19 protein-coding genes are annotated in these 16,731 nt (G+C 68.4%); 7 read left to right on the plus strand and 12 right to left on the minus strand.

The window, feature by feature from the left end; all coding sequences use genetic code 11:
• Positions 1–5: 5 nt before the first annotated feature.
• Positions 6–578, plus strand: coding sequence for a GNAT family N-acetyltransferase (locus tag IFT71_RS07805; protein WP_244654799.1), 573 nt, complete (start codon positions 6–8; stop codon positions 576–578).
• Between the two features lie 35 nt (positions 579–613).
• Positions 614–1,189 carry a RidA family protein gene (locus IFT71_RS07810; protein WP_192140015.1) on the plus strand — a complete coding sequence of 192 codons (576 nt, stop codon included), beginning with the start codon at positions 614–616 and terminating at the stop codon, positions 1,187–1,189.
• Positions 1,190–1,205: 16 nt separating this feature from the next.
• Here the strand turns inward: IFT71_RS07810 and IFT71_RS07815 are convergent, their stop codons facing one another.
• Positions 1,206–1,778, minus strand: coding sequence for a cytochrome b (locus IFT71_RS07815; protein WP_192140017.1), 573 nt, complete (start codon positions 1,776–1,778; stop codon positions 1,206–1,208).
• 132 nt (positions 1,779–1,910) lie between these two features.
• On the opposite strand from IFT71_RS07815, the gene IFT71_RS07820 reads away from it, so the two are divergent.
• Together IFT71_RS07820 and IFT71_RS07825 are read left to right on the plus strand one after the other, a co-directional pair.
• On the plus strand, positions 1,911–2,393 hold the full coding sequence (locus IFT71_RS07820) for a potassium channel family protein (protein ID WP_192140019.1): 483 nt from the start codon (positions 1,911–1,913) through the stop codon (positions 2,391–2,393).
• A 56-nt stretch (positions 2,394–2,449) separates the two neighbouring features.
• On the plus strand, positions 2,450–3,256 hold the full coding sequence (locus tag IFT71_RS07825) for a universal stress protein (protein WP_107932523.1): 807 nt from the start codon (positions 2,450–2,452) through the stop codon (positions 3,254–3,256).
• A 24-nt stretch (positions 3,257–3,280) separates the two neighbouring features.
• Here IFT71_RS07825 and IFT71_RS07830 read toward each other — a convergent pair whose 3' ends face one another.
• Genes IFT71_RS07830 through IFT71_RS07840 form a run of 3 tightly spaced genes read right to left on the minus strand, consistent with a single transcriptional unit; the run spans position 3,281 to position 5,315 of the window.
• Positions 3,281–4,195, minus strand: a complete 915-nt coding sequence (locus IFT71_RS07830) for a hypothetical protein (protein ID WP_192140021.1) — start codon at positions 4,193–4,195, stop codon at positions 3,281–3,283.
• Between the two features lie 38 nt (positions 4,196–4,233).
• Positions 4,234–4,446 (minus strand): hypothetical protein, encoded by a 213-nt coding sequence (locus IFT71_RS07835; protein WP_037529043.1) that lies wholly within the window; start codon positions 4,444–4,446, stop codon positions 4,234–4,236.
• Entirely contained in the window at positions 4,443–5,315 is an 873-nt protein-coding gene (locus IFT71_RS07840) for an SDR family oxidoreductase (protein ID WP_197976050.1), read from the minus strand. The genes IFT71_RS07835 and IFT71_RS07840 overlap by 4 nt, the downstream gene beginning before the upstream one ends.
• 126 nt (positions 5,316–5,441) lie before the next feature.
• Here IFT71_RS07840 and IFT71_RS07845 point away from each other — a divergent pair, with 126 nt between their 5' ends.
• The gene (locus IFT71_RS07845) at positions 5,442–5,876 is read left to right on the plus strand and encodes a DUF3291 domain-containing protein (RefSeq protein ID WP_192140023.1); all 435 of its coding nucleotides are present in this window, start codon (positions 5,442–5,444) and stop codon (positions 5,874–5,876) included.
• Between the two features lie 17 nt (positions 5,877–5,893).
• Here IFT71_RS07845 and IFT71_RS07850 read toward each other — a convergent pair whose 3' ends face one another.
• The 7 genes from IFT71_RS07850 to IFT71_RS07880 form a co-directional block, all read right to left on the minus strand.
• Positions 5,894–6,901: a zinc-dependent alcohol dehydrogenase family protein gene (locus IFT71_RS07850; RefSeq protein WP_192140025.1), complete on the minus strand. Its 1,008-nt coding sequence runs from the start codon at positions 6,899–6,901 to the stop codon at positions 5,894–5,896.
• Positions 6,902–6,998: 97 nt separating this feature from the next.
• Positions 6,999–7,871 carry an exonuclease domain-containing protein gene (locus IFT71_RS07855; RefSeq protein ID WP_192140027.1) on the minus strand — a complete coding sequence of 291 codons (873 nt, stop codon included), beginning with the start codon at positions 7,869–7,871 and terminating at the stop codon, positions 6,999–7,001.
• Between the two features lie 55 nt (positions 7,872–7,926).
• Positions 7,927–8,187, minus strand: coding sequence for a DksA/TraR family C4-type zinc finger protein (locus IFT71_RS07860; protein WP_031439716.1), 261 nt, complete (start codon positions 8,185–8,187; stop codon positions 7,927–7,929).
• A gap of 98 nt (positions 8,188–8,285) precedes the next feature.
• A complete protein-coding gene (locus IFT71_RS07865) occupies positions 8,286–8,765 on the minus strand; it encodes a MarR family winged helix-turn-helix transcriptional regulator (RefSeq protein ID WP_342212617.1) in 480 nt (159 codons plus the stop codon).
• A gap of 99 nt (positions 8,766–8,864) precedes the next feature.
• The gene (locus IFT71_RS07870; RefSeq protein ID WP_192140029.1) at positions 8,865–9,665 is read right to left on the minus strand and encodes an SDR family NAD(P)-dependent oxidoreductase; all 801 of its coding nucleotides are present in this window, start codon (positions 9,663–9,665) and stop codon (positions 8,865–8,867) included.
• 14 nt (positions 9,666–9,679) lie between these two features.
• On the minus strand, positions 9,680–10,858 hold the full coding sequence (locus IFT71_RS07875) for a zinc-dependent alcohol dehydrogenase (protein ID WP_037530290.1): 1,179 nt from the start codon (positions 10,856–10,858) through the stop codon (positions 9,680–9,682).
• A complete protein-coding gene (locus IFT71_RS07880; protein ID WP_192140031.1) occupies positions 10,858–11,439 on the minus strand; it encodes an SRPBCC family protein in 582 nt (193 codons plus the stop codon). The genes IFT71_RS07875 and IFT71_RS07880 overlap by 1 nt, the downstream gene beginning before the upstream one ends.
• A 358-nt stretch (positions 11,440–11,797) precedes the next feature.
• On the opposite strand from IFT71_RS07880, the gene IFT71_RS07885 reads away from it, so the two are divergent.
• Both IFT71_RS07885 and IFT71_RS07890 read left to right on the plus strand, forming a co-directional pair.
• Positions 11,798–12,280 (plus strand): hypothetical protein, encoded by a 483-nt coding sequence (locus tag IFT71_RS07885; protein ID WP_192140033.1) that lies wholly within the window; start codon positions 11,798–11,800, stop codon positions 12,278–12,280.
• Between the two features lie 95 nt (positions 12,281–12,375).
• Positions 12,376–14,169, plus strand: a complete 1,794-nt coding sequence (locus tag IFT71_RS07890; protein ID WP_192140038.1) for an autotransporter domain-containing protein — start codon at positions 12,376–12,378, stop codon at positions 14,167–14,169.
• Between the two features lie 47 nt (positions 14,170–14,216).
• On the opposite strand, the gene IFT71_RS07895 is transcribed toward IFT71_RS07890, so the two are convergent.
• On the minus strand, positions 14,217–16,583 hold the full coding sequence (locus tag IFT71_RS07895) for a TonB-dependent receptor (protein ID WP_192140040.1): 2,367 nt from the start codon (positions 16,581–16,583) through the stop codon (positions 14,217–14,219).
• Between the last annotated feature and the right edge of the window lie 148 nt (positions 16,584–16,731).

The following is a 16,731-nucleotide window of genomic DNA, read 5'->3' on the forward strand; positions in this document are numbered from 1 at the left end:
TCGGCATGAGAATGAGCACGGCGACGACGGGCGGGGTGACGATCCGGGCGGCCCGGCGCGAGGATGTCCCCGCGCTGGAGCAGCTGATCGCGACGTCGGCGGCGACTTTGGGGCAGGGCTTCTACGCTCCCGATGCGCTGGCGAGTGCGATCCGGACGATCTTCGGCGTCGACACCGATCTCGTCGACGACGGCAGCTATCTGGTCGCGGAGATCGACGGCGCGCTGGCGGGGTGCGGGGGGTGGAGCCGCTTCGCCACGCTGTTCGGTGGCGATCGCTATGCCGACCGGTCCGCCGCTCTGCTGGTACCGGGGCAGGATGCGGCGCGGATCCGCGCGATGTTCACCGCCCCCGGCTTTGCGCGGCGCGGGGTGGGATCGGCGATCATGGCGGCGAGCGAGGCGGCCGCGCGGAAGGCGGGCTTCGACAAGCTTGCGCTGATGGCGACGCTGTCGGGGGTCCCCTTCTACGAAAGCCACGGCTTCGTCGCGGAGCCCGGGATCACCGTTGACGCGGACGGGATCGCGGTTCCGTTCGTGCCGATGACCAAGGCGCTTCACACACCCGACGCGTCCTGACGCGCGCAATCACCGAATATTTGGGAGAGACGACCATGCCAGTGCGACCGATCGTGAACCGCGTCTCGCGTACATTGACCCGTGCCGGTCTGGGCCTAGCGGCGGCGGCGGCGGCGGCGGCGGCGGCGGCGGCGGCGGCGGCGACGCTCGCGACGCCGGCCTCCGCGCAGATCGTCCGCCACGCCAATCCGGGGCCGGGGCCGTCGCTGATCCTGCAGAGCGTGACGATCCCCGCGGGCGCGGAAACGCTGGTGCTGTCGGGACAGCTCGCCGCGCCGATCGATCCGACGAAACCGGTCACCGGCGTCGAGTCGTTCGGCGACACCAAGACTCAGACGGTCAGCGTCTTCACGAAGATCAAGGCGATCTTGGCGGAGCATGGCTATACGATGGCCGATGTCTACAAGCTGACGGTGTTCGTTACCGCCGATCCGAAGCGCGGCGACGGCAAGATGGACTTTGCCGGCATGAACGACGGCTTCAAGCAGTTCTTCGGGAGCGCGGACAACCCCAATACGGTCGCGCGGTCGACGGTGCAGGTCGCGGCGCTCGCAGGCCCCAATTACCTCGTCGAGATCGAGGCGACCGCGGCACGGATGCCGCGTCGCTGAGGCGGCGGGGCGGCGGTCAGCCGTCGCCCCGCGCGCCCGACGGCAGCATCCGGTTGCCGATACGGTCGACGAACTGGTGCTTCAGCGCGGCGCCGACATGCAGGACGAGCAGCGCGCAGGTCAGCCAGACGAGCAGGCCGTGCGCCTCTTCGAACCCCTCATGCGCGCCGCGCGGCAGGCCGGGGATGAACGGCCAGCTCAAGCCGCCGATCAGCGAGGTGGTGCTGCTGGTCAGCGCGGGCTTGCCCGTCGACAGATACATCCACCCGGTCGCGGGCAGGCCGATCAGGATGATGTAGAACAGCGCATGGTTGGCGCGGGCGAGCACGCGTTCCCAGGTCTGTAGTGCAGTGGGGAAGGGCGGCGGCGGATTGGCGATCCGCCAGATCAGCCGGGCGATGCTGAGCAGCAGGATCGTGAAACCGAGCGTCTTGTGCCAGTCGAACCAGCCGGTGCGCAGGTCGCCGCGCGGCATGTCGGCAAAGGTCCAGCCGACATAGAGCTGGATGAAGACCAGCGCTGCGATGATCCAGTGGAACGCGATCGCACCCAAATTGTAGCGCCGTGCGCCATCGCGTTGTGCCGTCATCTGCTGTCTCCCCGGTCGCCCGGTTCTACGCCGCGCGGCCATCGGCGTACAGTGGTCATCCCGCCGGCACCGGGGCCGGTCTAGGTAGATACCCGCATGGGAAAGCGCAGGTAGCCGCCCTAGGCTCGGCCGATGAACCTCTTTGTCCAGCTCGCGGTGGCGACGGGCATGGTGCTGGCCACCATCCTGGTCCATCTTGCCGGGCTGGCCGGGCTGTTGCTGGTGATCCGGCGGCAGGGGCGCAGGACCGGGGTGCGGCGGCGCTGGCATGACGTGATCGGCATCGTCGGCGCCGCGACCGCGCTGTTCGTGGTCCACGGGATCGAGATCTGGGCCTATGCGCTGCTGTACAGCGGGACCGGCGCGCTCGCCGATTTCGGCACCGCGCTGTATTTCTCGACCTCGACCTATACGACGATCGGGTATGGCGACGTGCTGCTCGGGGAATCGTGGCGGATCGTCGGCGCGATCGAGGGCGCCAATGGCGTGATCCTGCTCGGCTGGTCGACCGCCTTCTTCGTCGCCATGGTCGCGCGCATCACGATCGTCGAGCGCGAATTCACCGAGCGGCCCGCGACCCCGCGACCCGGGGCGGATCCGTATAAACCGCAATAACGCGCGCACGCCGGACGGCCTAGCACCGGGGCTGTATCCAACCCGAAAGGCGTCCGATGAAAAACATTCTGGTGCTGGCGCATGACGACGAGGGCCAGGAAGCCCGGCTCCAGGCCGCGCTCGATCTCGGGCGGGCGCTGACGGGACATATCACCTGTCTCGACGTGACCTATATTCCGCCGATCCTGGGCAACGACTATAGCGAGGCGGGCTATGCTATGGCGGCGGTGCTGGCGGACGAAACGACGCGCGAGCGTGCCAACAAGGTGACGCTAGAGGCTCGGTTCGCGCGCGAGGATGTCGCGTGGAACTGGGTCGATGCGACCGGGGAGGCGGCGGCGTGCATCGTCCGCGCCGCCGCGCTCGCCGATGTCATCGTCCTCAACCGTCGGCTCGACAACCCGTCGGTGATCGACATGCGTCGCACCGCAAGCGAGCTGATCGTCAAGTCGGGCAAGCCGGTGCTTGCGGTGCCGGGCGAGTCCCGGGGGATCGACCTGGCGACCGCACTGGTCGCGTGGGACGGGTCGCCCTGCGCCGCGGCGGCGCTGCGCGCGGCGGTGCCGATGCTCAGGCTCGCGGACCAGGTCACGCTGTTCTCGGTCGACGACGGGGCGATGGCGTCGCCGATCGAGGACGCCGCCACCTATCTGTCGCGCTACGACATCCACCCCGTCATCCGCCGGATCGAGGTCCAGCCCGGCGGCGCGCCCAAACAGCTGCTCGCCGCCGCCGCGAGCGGGCAATATGGCTATGTCGTGATGGGCGGGTTCGGGCATCTGCGCTTTACCGAAGCGCTGTTCGGCGGGGTGACGCGGACCATGCTGACCAGCAGCCCGATCCCCGTCTTCCTCGCACATTGACGCCCAATAGTCGGGGGCTGGCGGTCAGAGCGCCCCGGTCAGCAGCAGCTTGCGGACGTCGTCCTGCACCTGGTTGGCGGCGCCCAGCCGCTCGATCAGCTGCGCGGGACGGCTGCCGCGCAAGCCCGCGACGGTCAGCTCGCCGTCGCGGACATAGGTGTAGACGCCGCTGACGGCGAACGCCGCGACATGGCCGATATGTGCCTTCTGTCCGTCGATCGTGGCGGTGAAGCGGTCCGAGGCGAAGAAGCGGCGGCGGGTCATCGGCGTCTCGAAGGCCAGCTCGAGGATCGCGACCTGTTCACGCTCGGGCGGCACGCTGTGCGCGACGTCGGGTGCGGGCGGCGCGGGGTCCGCATTGTCGTAGCGCTCGGGCAGATGCAGCCGGACCTTGAGCACCGCCGGATCGGCCGCGAGCGTCTCGGCGAACTGCGTCATGAAGTCCGCAAACTCGGCCGCATCGGTGTCGCCGATCCCGAAATGGACGTGCATCCGGTCGCTGCTCTCCCCGCCATTGGGCACCGGGTTGGCGATCCGGTCGACCAGCGTCCGCGACCCCTGCGGCAGCGCATAGGCGACGGTCGCGGCGAACATGTTCTGTTCGTCGGCGAACAGGATCGGGCAGGCGGCGTTGAAAATTTCCTGATCCGCGGCGCTGGCAAAGCCGATCTCGACCCCGCCATCGAGCACATAGTCGTCGAACGGCGCGATCCCGTCGATCGCCGGCCAGAGATGCGCGTCCTGCGCGCGATCGAGATGCATCTGGACGTACCAGCCAAGCCCCGGAATGCGCGAGCAGAGCGGTCCGTGCACGTCGCGCCAATAGGTCGCGAAGACCTCATGCGGGACCTGCGGACGGCGCAGCACCGTCGTGAAGGTGTTGATCGCGATCCGCGCATCGCGCGCGGAATAGTCGGTCGTGACGCTGGGGTCTGACATGGAAGGATCTTTGTTCTGGAGAAATCGGGGGAGCAGCGTCAGCGCTCGCGGAGATCGGGGACGCTGTAGACAGAGGGTTCGTCGTCGGCGGTGCCGCGCGCGAAGACGGCGATGTCGCCCGGCATCACCTCCTGCCGGGCCCACCGGTCCCATCCGATATGGATGAAATCCGGCGGGCCGAAGATGCGCAGCGCGGCGCTATATTCGTCGCCGCGAAACCCGACAAAGTGCAGCGCGGGGCGGGCGCTCACAGCATCGGCATGCCGCCCGTCACCGGCAGCAGCGCGCCCGACATGTAGCTGCCTTCGTCGGAGGCGAGCAGGACATAGGCCGGGGCGAGCTCGCCCGGCTGGCCCGCGCGGCCAAGCGGCGTGTTCTGGCCGAGCGTCTCGAGCTCGTCGCCGCCCTTGGCGATCGGCTGGATCGGCGTCCAGACGGGGCCGGGGGCGACACAGTTGACGCGGATGCCCTTGGGCGCGAGCAGGTTGGACAGTCCGATCGTCAGGCTCGCGATCGCGCCCTTGGTGGTCGAATAGACGATCATGTTCTCGGTCGCGATCTTCGCCTGCACGCTGGTCGAATTCACGATCGCGGCCCCCGGCTTCATGTGCGGCACCGCGGCCTTGGCGAGGCGGATCATCGCGAAGACATTGGCGGAGAACGCATCCTGCATCTCGTCGTCGTCGATATCGTCGAGCGTTTCGTTCATCGTCTGCGCGGCGGCGTTGTTGACGAGGATGTCGAGCTTGCCGAGATCCGCGACGGTGCGCTCGACCAAAGCCGCGCAGTGATCGCGGTCGCGAATGTCGCCGGGCAGCAGGATGCAGCGGCGGCCGGCCTTCTCGACCCAGGCCTTGGTCTCGTCCGCATCGGCCTGTTCGTCGGCGAGATAGGAGATCGCGACGTCGGCGCCTTCGCGCGCATAGGCGATCGCAACCGCGCGACCGATCCCCGAATCGCCGCCGGTGATCAGCGCGACGCGGTCTTTCAGCAGCCCCTTGCCGACATAGCTGTCCTCGCCGTGATCGGGCTTGTTGCGCATCTCGACCTCGAGACCAGGGCTCGGCTGCTGCGGCTCGTTCGGAAAGGACGTGGGGGCGCTGCTGCGGGGATCGCTCATAATCTCGTGTCCTGCATGGAGTTTAGGGGGGATATGCGGGTCGAACGAACCAGCACGCGCATCGCTCCGCCGCGGGAGGCCGATCGCGAAGTTGCTGGGCGTTGCGGGCAGGCGTAGGTGTCGCGCATGGCGTTTGTCAGCATCACCCGGCTTCGGTTGCGCGCGCTGCGGTTCCTGCCGCTGTTCGTGCTCGATGCGCTCAGGACCACCGCGCAGGTGCGGCGTGCCGACGGGTATCTCACCGGGGCCATCCTGCGCGACCGTGCACTGACCTTCTGGACGATGACGGTCTGGCGCGATGCCGCGGACATGAAGCGCTATATTACCGACGGGTCGCATCTGAAGGCGATGCCGAAGCTGATGCACTGGTGTAACGAGGCGAGCATCGCCCACTGGACCACCGAGACCGCGAACCTGCCCAGCTGGGACGAGGCGGATCGGCGGATGCGCGGGGAGGGGCGGCCGTCCAAGGTCCGGTATCCGAGCGCGGACCACGCCGCGCTCGACTACCGCCCGCCGCGGCTGACCGGCGCGGCAGCGATCCCGCCGCGCCGGGGGTAATTACCCAATCGTTGCGCTTACCATTCGATGCCGATCTTGCCGAAATGCGCGCCGCTCTGCTGGAGGGCGAACGCCTCGGCAAGCTGCTCGAGCGGGAAGCGGCGGTCGACCACCGGCTTGATCCCGGTCGCGTCGATCGCGCGGACGAAGTCCTGCTGTTCCTGACGACTGCCGACGATCAGGCCCTGGAGCCGCGCCTGCTTGCCCATCAGCGCGGCGGTCGGGACCTCGCCGCTGTTACCGGTCAGCACGCCGATCAGCGAGATGTGCCCGCCGACACGGACCGCTGTGATCGACTGCGCCAGCGTGCCCGGGCCGCCGACCTCGACGACATGGTCGACGCCGCGCCCGCCGGTCCAGTCGACGACCTTGCGTCCCCAATCGGCCTCGTCGCGGTAGTTGAGCGTGAAGTCGGCACCGAGCGCGCGCGCGCGGTCGAGCTTCTCATCCGATGACGAGGTGATCGCGACACGCGCACCCATCGCCTTGGCGATCTGCAACGCCCAGATTGAGACGCCGCCGGTGCCCAGCAGCAGCACGGTTTCGCCCGCCTTCAGCTTGCCGTCGACGACGAGCGCACGCCACGCGGTCAGCCCGGCGGTCGTGATCGTCGCCGCCTCGACCGCGTCATAGCCCTTGGGCGTGTGCGTGAACGCGGTCGCGGGCAGGACGACATGGTGCTGCGCAAAGCCGTCGATGCCGTCGCCGGGCGTCCGCGAGAAATCGCCGATCGTCGGCGTGCCGGTCTGCCAGTCGGGGAAGAAACACGACACGACCTGATCGCCGACCGCGAATTCGGTCACGCCGTCGCCGATGCTCTCGACCACGCCTGCGCCGTCGGACAGCGGGATGCGGCCGTCCTCGGTCGGCATCCGGCCGGTGACGACGCCCAGATCATGGTAGTTGAGCGAACTGCCGTGCAGCGCGACACGGATCATTCCCGCGCCCGGCACGCCCGGATCCGCACGGTCTTCGCTCTGCAGCGTGTCGAGCCCCGCGGGCGATCGCAGCGTCATGGCCTTCATCGTCAAACTCCTGATGTTCGCGGCCCCAACGGCCGAGCCGGGCAAACAGCCGCATGCGATGTCGGAAGCTTTACCCGATCCCCGGCACGTCCCGACGTCAGACCCGGTGGAGCAGTGCGTCCAGGTCGGCCTCGCCCAGGATCCGGATCGCGCCACCGTCGCGGCGATAGGCGTCCGCCTTCAGCCGGGCGGGATGCGTGCGCAGCGCGCGCGCCTGCGGGTCGGGGCCGGCGACGAGCAGGATCGTCGTGGTCGCGCCGACCGAGGTCATCACCCGCGCGCCGAGCGCGGCGACACGGTGCGCGAGCGGCCCGTCGCGGGGCTGGCCGAGCAGTGCGATCCGTTCGCCGCGCAAGGGCCCGTCGAGCGCCGCGGCGGGGGCGGGGCCGGCGACGCGCGGCGGGGCGAGCCAGTCGGCGAGCGTCAGCCCGGTATGGTCGATCGCCTTGACGATCACCCAGCCCGCGGCGCGCGCATCGCTCAGCGCGTCGTGGTGGCGATGCTCGATCCCGAGATAGCGCGCGAGCTGCCCGAGCTTGTGGTTCGCCAGATCGGGCCAGGCACGCTTGGCGACGCGCACGCTGTCGAGCCAGGTCGTCTCGATCGCCGGGCGATCGTGCACGCGGCACGCGGCGGCGAGCGCGCCCTTGTCGAAATAGGAATGCGCGACCGTCGTTCGCCCCGACAGATGCGCGGTCACCGTCGCATGGATGTCCGCGAAGCTCGGCTGGCCGACGACATGATGCGCGGCGATGCCGTGGATCCGCGTGTTGAACGCGTGGAACTCGTCGCGCGGATCGACCAGCGTCTCATAGGCGAACACCTCGGCACCGTTCCGGAAGCCGACGATCCCGACCTGGCAGATGCTGCTGACGCGCGCGCAGGCGGTCTCGACGTCGATCACGACGAAATCGGGCACGGTCTCGTCAAGGTCATGGGCCAGCGGTTGCAGCGCGGTCGTCGTCAGCATGGCGTCACCCTTAGCGCCGACCCAGGCGGCACGCGATCCCCGGTCACCATCCGCATCAGCGAAGCTGGCTGTCCTTGCTGCCACGGCGGTTGAACAGCGAGGCCGCGGGCCGATCGCGACCGCTCTGGCAGGCGATGCACGTCCGTACGCCCGGCACGGCCTGGCGCCGGCCCTCCGGAATGTCGTCGCCACAGGCGATGCACTGTTCCTCGCTCTCGCCGACCGGCATCCGCGCACGCGCCGCCATCACCGCATCCATCACGGTATCGTCGATCTGATCCTGCACCGCGCCATCGCGCGTCCAGCCGCCTGCCATGCTTCGTCTCCGTTCATGCCCCGATCGTGTCAGGTGCCTGACCTATATGGGAAAGCACCGGCGTCATTGCACGTCGCCGGGTCCGGCGGCGGCGCCAGTTAGCGTCCTGCGCTATCCGGATCGCCGAGCGCGCGGCGCAGCGCGGTGACCTCGGTGTTGAGCGCGCGCAGCCGGTCGGGCGTCATCCCGCTGCGGTCGACGATCATCGGCCCGAGGCACCCCGTACCCGCCCAGCAGGTCCGGCCCGCCGGGGTGAGGCGGACATGCATCTGCCGTTCGTCCGCCGGATTGCGCAGCCGCGTGACCAGCCCCGCGGCCTCCAGCCGCTTGGCGAGCGGCGTGATCGTGCTGGGTTCGAGCGCGAGCCGTTCGGCGATCGCACCGATCGTCCGGCCATCCTCCGCCTCGTGCAGCGTCTGGAGCACGAGGAACTGCGGATAGGTGATGCCGAGCCGGTCGAGCATCGGCTTGTACGCGCGGTTGACCGCGATCGTCGCGGCGTAGAGCGAGAAACAGAGCTGCTCGTCGAGCGGTAGCGGCGGGGGGACGGTATCGGACGATGGCGGCTGATCGGGCACGAAAGGGGCTCCTGGCTGAGCCGACGACCTACCATGCCGATCTTTATCGTGGCAAACGACGCGGCGGACCGAAGCCCGCCGCGTTCCGTCAGGCGGCGATCAGTCCTTCGCACTGCCGGGTTCGGCCATCTTGCGATGCTGCTCGGCGAGGACCGAGCCGGGAACGACATTGGCGATCACGCCCTGCAGCTTGGTCATCCAGCCCGAGAACACCGAGCCCTTGCCCGCCATCAGCGCGTCCCAACCGTCGCGTGCGACATCGGCGGGCGAGCGCTTGTTGGGATCGGTGCCGACATCGGTGTCGTTCATGTCGGCGCGGTCGAAGAATTCGGTGTCGACCGGCCCCGGCATCAGCGTGGTCAGCGTGACGCCGTCCGCATCCTTGATCTCGTTGCGGAGCGCTTCGGTGAAGCTGTCGATGAACGCCTTCGACCCGTTATACACCGCCTGGAACGCGCCGGGGATATAGCCCGCGACCGAGCCGGTCACGAGCAGCTTGCCGTCGTTGCGCGCGACCATCGCGGGCAGCACCTTCTGTACCAGATACAGCGTGCCCGTGATGTTAGTGTCGATCACCGCGCGCCAGTCGGCGACGCACTGGTCGAGGAAACCGTGTCCCAGCCCGCGGCCGGCATTGGCGCACAATATGTCGATCTGGCGCCCGTTGGTCGCGGCGAGCAGCGCGTCGACGCCGTCGGTGGTCGACAGGTCGGCCTCGAGCGCCGTTACCGTGGTCCCGAACTGGCGGAAGTCGGCCGCCGCCGCCTCGATCAGCGCCTCGTCCGCGACGACGAGGATGTCATAGCCGTCCTGCGCCGCGATCGTCGCGAGCTCGAAGCCGATGCCCGTCGAGGCGCCGGTGATGACGGCGAATTTGCCGTGTGGTGATGCTGTAGCCATGGGTCGATATCCTCTCAGTTGAAGCCGGGCTTGAGCACGACCTTGGTCACTTCGTTCTGATCGTCGTGGAACATCTTGTAGCCCTGCGGCGCCTCCTCGAGATCCATCCGGTGCGAGATAAGGAAGGTCGTGTCGATCTTCTCCTCGAGGATCGCGTTGAGCAGCGCGGGCATGTAATGCTGGACGTGCGTCTGCCCGGTCTTGAGCGTCAGCCCCTTCTCCATGAACGCGCCGAGCGGGAACTTGTCGACGAGCCCGCCATAGACCGCGGGCATCGAGACGCGGCCGCCCTTGCGGCACGCGATGATGGCCTGGCGGATCGCATGCGCGCGGTCTGTGCCGAGGAAGGTCGACTTTTTGATCTGGTCGATGACGTTGTCGACGAAGAACCCGTGCGCCTCCAGTCCGACGCTGTCGATCACCGCATCGGGCCCGATCCCGCCGGTCATTGCCATCAGCGCCTCATAGACCGCGCTTTCCTCGAAGTTGATCGTCTCCGCGCCGAAGCGCTTGGCGAGCGCGAGCCGCTTGGGGAAATGATCGATCGCGATCACGCGCTCGGCGCCCATCAGGAACGCCGACTGGACCGCGAACAGCCCGACCGGGCCGCAGCCCCAGACCGCGACGGTGTCGCCGGGCTCGATCTGCGCATTCTCCGCCGCCTGCCAGCCGGTCGGCAGGATGTCGGACAGGAACAGCACCTTGTCGTCCTCGATCCCGTCGGGGATGACGATCGGGCCGACGTCGCTGAACGGCACGCGGACATATTCCGCCTGGCCGCCCGCATAGCCCCCGGTCATGTGGCTATAGCCGAACAGCCCGCTCATCGGCTGGCCGTACAGCTCCTGCGCGATGTCCTGATTGTCCGCGGGCAGGCCGTTGTCGCAGGCCGAATATTGATGCTTGCCGCAGTGATAGCAGCTGCCGCACGCGATCGTGAACGGCACGACGACGCGCTGGCCCTTCTTCAGCGTCGATTTGGGGCCGGTCTCGACGACCTCGCCCATGAATTCATGGCCGAGAATGTCGCCCGCCTGCATCGTCGGGATATAGCCGTCATAGAGATGCAGGTCGGAGCCGCAGATCGCGGTCGACGTCACCTTGATGATGCAGTCGCGCGGGTTGAGGATCTCGGGGTCGTCGACCGTATCGACGCGGACGTCGTGGCGGCCATGCCATGCCAATGCGCGCATCAGGCGAACTCCTCGTCATGCTGTTTGCGGGTGAAGGAGCCGGTCGCGATCTCCCCGGTCTCCATCAGTTGCTTGAACCGGCGCAGGTCGCGGCGCGCCTGAATCGCGGGTTCGCGCTGGAACATCTTGGCGACGATCTTGCCGACGATGCCGGCGGGCGGATCATAGACGATCGTCGCGGTGACGATGGTGCCGCGCGCGCCGGCGTCGCGGAACTCGACCCGGCCGCTGTTCGCGACATCGGCGCCCGGTTCGGAGGTCCAGGCGATCACCCGGTCGGGCGTCTCGTCGGTCACGACCGCGTCCCATTCGACCGTGCGGCCGGCCGGCGCCTTGACCACCCAATGCGACCGCGTGGCGTCGATCGGGGCGATCGACACGACGTTTTCCATGAAGCGCGGCAGGTTGGTGAAGTCGCGGAAATAGGCGAACAGCTCGGCCGCCGGGCGATTGATCGTCACCGTGCGGCCGACGATGCTGTCCCCGGTCGTGGTCGGCAGGCCCTCGGCGGCGATCGGGTCGCCCTTCTTCCAAGTCGTCGGGGGCGCGTCGTCGGTATGGTCGGTAGGGGACTGCGACATGTCCGTTCTCCTGTCCAAAGATGCTGTCCCAACGCGTCAGTCTGGCGGGGAGCCGGCGGGCGCCGGGCGGTTCGTCGCAACAGGGCGACGGTTCGTCGTCAGCCACCGGGGAAATTGATGTCGCTCAGTAGATTTCTCTCGGCGATGCGGCGGGGAACCCCGACGCATAAAAACTACCGCCCGGTACAGAAGGCGGTTGACGTTCGGGGCGATCGGTTTGTATACCGCTCGGTATCGAAGGTTGCTCCGACGTCGGAACGACACCGTCACCACGACCGCACCCGCGCCGCCCCATGCCGTGCCGATGGACCCTCCATCGACGCAGGTCCGGTGCTGCCCGATCCGAAAGGGGATATTCATGGCCTATCTCGACCTCGACACGCATTTCGCCGCACCCTGTGGCACGCGCAACACCGCGCGGGTTGCAGCCGCCGCGCCAGTAAATCCGGCCGCGAACCTCGCCGCGGATCTGGCCGCCGATCTGGTGGTCGATCTCGCAGGTGACGCCGCCGACGAGACGGCGGGGTTTTCTGCGCTCGAATGGAGCGTCATCGCGCTCGCCAAGCGCGACACGCTGCGCAGTCTTGCCAGCCCCGGTGCGGTGTCGCGCGCGATGGGCGGGCTGTTCGGGCTGGGCAGCCGGTCGCAGCTCGCCGATCCGCGGCTCGAGGCGCTGCGGCGGATGGCGGTCTATGCGTGGCGCCGCGGTTTCGCGCTGCCGATGACCGAGATCCGCGCGTTCCTCGCCGCGGGGTTCGTCGAGGCGCAGATCGAAACGCTGGTCGTCAGCGTCACAGGGATGCGCGTCGGTGCGACGACCCGCGCGCAGCTCGACGGCTGATACCCCGCGCGAGACGGCTTGACGTCACAATGTGACAGATCCACGACGGTGCCAGAGCAGGGGGCAACGACCCCTTGCCGCACAGGAGAGGATCTATGAAAACGACGTCCGCCGTCGCGGCGCTGCTGGGCACGACCCTGGCGATCGCATCCCCCGCGCAGGCCCAGACCGCGAGCGGTGCGACCGCCGCCGCCGCACCGGTCAACCGCATGGTCGTGTTCGGCGACAGCCTCGCCGACGGGGGCTATTATCTGACGCTCGACCCGCGGCTGCCGCGCGACGCGGGCAGCTTCACGACCAACCCCGATCCGGTCGCCCCCGAAGTGGTCGCGGCGCGGCTCGGGCTGCCGCTGACCCCGGTCTATGGCCAGGGCGGGACCAACTATGCGGTCGGCGGCGCCCGCGTGACCGCGGCGAACGCGCTGTCGATCCCGATCACGACTCAGATCACCAACTTCCTCGGCGCAGGTGGCACGTTCGGGCCGCGCGACCTCGTCTATGTGCAGGGCGGCGGCAACGACTATTTCGCGTTCCAGGCCGGCGGCAGCACCAACAATGCGATCCTGACCACCGCCGCGACCGAGCTCGCCACGCAGGTCAGCCGGCTGCAAAGCGCAGGCGCGCAGCGGATCGTGACGCTCGCGGTGCAGACCGGCGGCGCGGCGGGGCTCGCGCTGTTCAACCGGACCTATGCGGCAGCGCTCGCGGCGGCGAACGTCAACGCGCTGTATTTCGATACCGACCGGCTGTTCAACGAACTGGTGACGAGCCCGGCGACCTATGGCTACACCAACATCACCGGGGTCGCCTGCACCGTGCCCTCGTCGCTCGCCTGCACGCGCGCGACCCTGGTCACGCCCAATGCGAACGAGACCTATATCCTCGCCGACAGCGTCCACCCCGCGGGCATCACCCAGCGGATCCAGGGGCAGGCGATCGCCAGCCTCGTCCAGGCGCCCGAGCAGATCGCGGGGCTCGGCTATGCCGCGCAGGCGATGTTCCGCGCGCAACGTGATCTGCTCGAGGGGCCCGAACGCGGCGGGTCGCAGCGTGACGGTCGCGCGCTGTCGGTGTTCGGCGGGGCGGCCTATCATTATTACGCCAGCGGCAACTCGGCGCAGCGCGTCGGCATCACCGAGCGGGGCTTCAGCGGGACGCTCGGCGCGGACCTCGCGATCGGCGCGGCCTCGGGCGTCGGGATCGCGGGTGCCTATTCGGACGGCACGGGCGATTTCCAGAACGGTGCGGGACGCTACAAGCCGCGCGCCTGGTCCGCGAGCGGCTATGCGCGCGGCGAGCTGGGGCCGGTCCGGCTGCTGGCGGACGGGACCTATGGCGAGATCGACTATCGCCAGATCCGGCGCAGCGTGCAGCTCGGGCCGACGATCCGCACGCATGACGGCGAGACCGACGGCAATTACGTCGCGGGCCGGATCACGGGCGCGCTCGACCTGGTCCGCACCGGCGGCCTTGCCTTCGGGCCCGATCTGGCGGTGCAATATGACCGCGTCCGGCTGGCGGGCTATGCCGAGGCGGGCGGGCTGTCGACCGCGGCGGCGTTCGGTCGCCAGCAGATCGAGAGCCTGACCGGCCGGTTCGGCGCGGTCGTGCGGTCGCTGCCGGGCGAGCCGGTCCGCGTGTTCGTGCGGGCAGGCTATGAGCGCGAGTTCGACGACGATCCCCGGACCCTGACGATGACCCCGACCGGCGCGCCGATCCGCTTCACCAGCAGCGTCGAGCGCGCCGATCGCAATTACATGAGCTATGCGATGGGGGTCGACGGACAGGTCGCCGGCGCGCTGTCGCTGCGCGCGGGCGTCGCGGGCTATGCGCTGCGCGACGACCGCGACAGCGTGACCGCGTTCGCGGGGCTGTCCGCGGCGTTCTGATGGCAAAGGCCGGATCGGGGCGCCCAAGTCCCGATCCGGCCCGCGCGTCAGAACCCCTTCTTCAGTGACACGAACACCTGGCGCGGTGCACCGGCCAGCAGCGTCTGGTTGTCGCCGCTGGCGGTGAAGCCGTTCGAGCCGATCGTCGAGATATAGCCCTTGTCGGTCAGGTTGGTGACGCTGCCCTCGATCGACACGCCGTGAAGCGGGCCGTCCCCCTCGAAGCGGTAGCCGATGCTGGCATCGACGAGCACGCGGCCCGGCACCGACTGGTCGTTCAGATAGGTGAAGTAGCGCTTGCTCATATAGTCCGCGCCGACGCGTGCGGTGACGCCCGACTGTTCGAACACGATCTCGCCCTTGACCATGTGCTCGGGGCTGTCGACCGCGGTCTTGCCGTCGGTCGCGACCAGCACGGCGCCGCGCGCGTCGAGCACGTCGTCGGCATATTGCGAGTTGTTGTACGAATAGCTCGCGAACAGCGACAGCGGCGTGAACACCCGGTAAGTCAGCGCGACCTCCGCGCCATAGGTGCGGACGCTGCCGACATTGTTGAGCGTCGCCGGGTTGCCGATGATCCCCGCGCCATTGGCAAAGCCGAGCAGTCGGTTCGAGAAGTCGATATAATAGCCGACCGCTGAGGCCTGGACCGGGCCCTGGCGGAAGCGCAGCCCGCCTTCCGCGGTCTTCGAGCGTTCGGGCTTCAGCCGGTCGCGGATCGCGTTGAACCCGGCCTGCGTGGTCGAGAACGGCCCGGTCGTCGCCGACGAGACATAGGCGCGGACGTTTTCCTTATAGTCCGCGAACAGCTCGGTGCCCGGCGCGAGCTTGAAGAGCAGCCCGGCCTGGGGCTGGAACCAGTCCTTGGCGGAGATCCGCCCGACCGCGAGCGGCGAGGTCGTCGCGGGCAGCATGATCGCACGGTTGGTGACGGTGAAGCCCTTCCACCCGGCATTGAGGGTCAGCCGGTCGTCGGCGAGGCGGAGCGTGTCGCCGACATGATACTGGATCGTGTCGGTGGTGTATTTGCCGTCCCATTGCGTCGCATAGGGATTGTCCTGGAACTTCAGCACGTCGCGGTTCGGCGTCGCGGTATCGGTCATGCTGTAGAAGCGGCGTGCCTGGGTGAAGGTATTGCTCTCATACCAGCCGCCGAGTTCGAGCGTGTTCGCGCCGGTTTCATAGGCCAGGTTGCTGAGTGCCCCGCCGCGCTTGATCGCATATTCGGTGGTGCGGAAGCCGAGCGGGCTGGCGGCGCCGATCGGCGTGCCATCGGCATTGGCGGCGCCGGCTGGCGTCGGCGAATAGGGCGTGATCCACGATCCCTGACCCTTGTTGTCGTGATAATAGCCGGTGGTCCTGAGCGTCAGCCCGGGGGTGAGGTTGGCGTCGAACGTGACCCCGCCCAGATAATCGCGACGGACGCCCGCGGCGTCGAAATAGACGTCGTCGACCGTGCCGATCCCGGCGGGAAACGCCGTGCCGACGCCCGCCCAGGGCTGCGTGGCGCCGGCCGCTGCTGCCGCCTGGTTCTGCGCGACCTTCGCGATCTGCAGCGCGAGCGGATAATTGTCGGCGATGTTGTCGTTGCCGAGCCCGCGGCGGCGGATGATGTCGTAGCTCAGATCCTGGTAATCCTGCTCGCGCCGGTCGGAGAAGTTGAGGAACGCCGACAGGCTGCCGAGGCTGCCCAGATCCTTGACGATCTTGCCGTTCGCCTGGTGCTGGCGCTGGACGCCCGCGCCCTTCCACTTGTCGGTGGTGAGAAAGCCGTAGCTCAGATAGCCCTTCAGCCCGCCGCCGAGATCGCCGCTGTCGATCCGTGCGAAGCCGCGATAGGTGTCGTTCGAGCCATAGGTGCCGCCGCCGGTGACGTTCAGCGTGTCGCGCGGTTTGTCGCTGAAGAACTCAATCGTACCGCCCAGATTGCTGGTCGAGGCGGTGCCGAGCGCGCCCGCCCCCTGCGCCACGTCGGTCCGCGCGACGTTTTCCGAAATGATCGCGCGGCTGATGTGCAGGCCGTTGACGTTGCCATAGCTCATGTCGCCGAGCGGCACGCCGTCGAGCGTGAAGCCGAGCTGGTTCTGGTTGAACCCGCGCAGCGAGATACGGACCGCCCATTCATAGGCACCGAACGGATCGGCGGCCTGGAAATTGACGCCCGGCAGCTTCTCGATCGCCTTTAACGGGCTCGACCCCGGCGTCAGCCGCGAGAGATCGGCGGCGGTCACGCTCTGCACCTGACGGCTTTCGCCAAAGCCGAGCACGACGATCTCGTCACCCGGCGGCGCGTCGGCGGTGGGCGTCGCGACCGGCAGCGATGCAGGGTCGCCCGCGGTCTGCGCGGCCGCCGGCGCCGTGATCGCGATCGCGACCGTGGCGACGCCCGTGAGCAAGGTGGAGAGATAGGTCATGAAGCGTCCCCTTGGCCGCGACCGCGCAGCCTCGGGGGGATCCATTAACCAGATCCGTGACGTGGCCGCGTCGTTACGGTGACGGTTCGATGTCGCCGCCGCGATGCCCCGTTGCAGCCCGCGCATCCGGTCGCGCATTCTTTTCACT

The organism is Sphingomonas sp. CFBP 13733, assembly GCF_014841795.1.
In the GTDB taxonomy this organism is placed as follows: domain Bacteria; phylum Pseudomonadota; class Alphaproteobacteria; order Sphingomonadales; family Sphingomonadaceae; genus Sphingomonas; species Sphingomonas aerolata.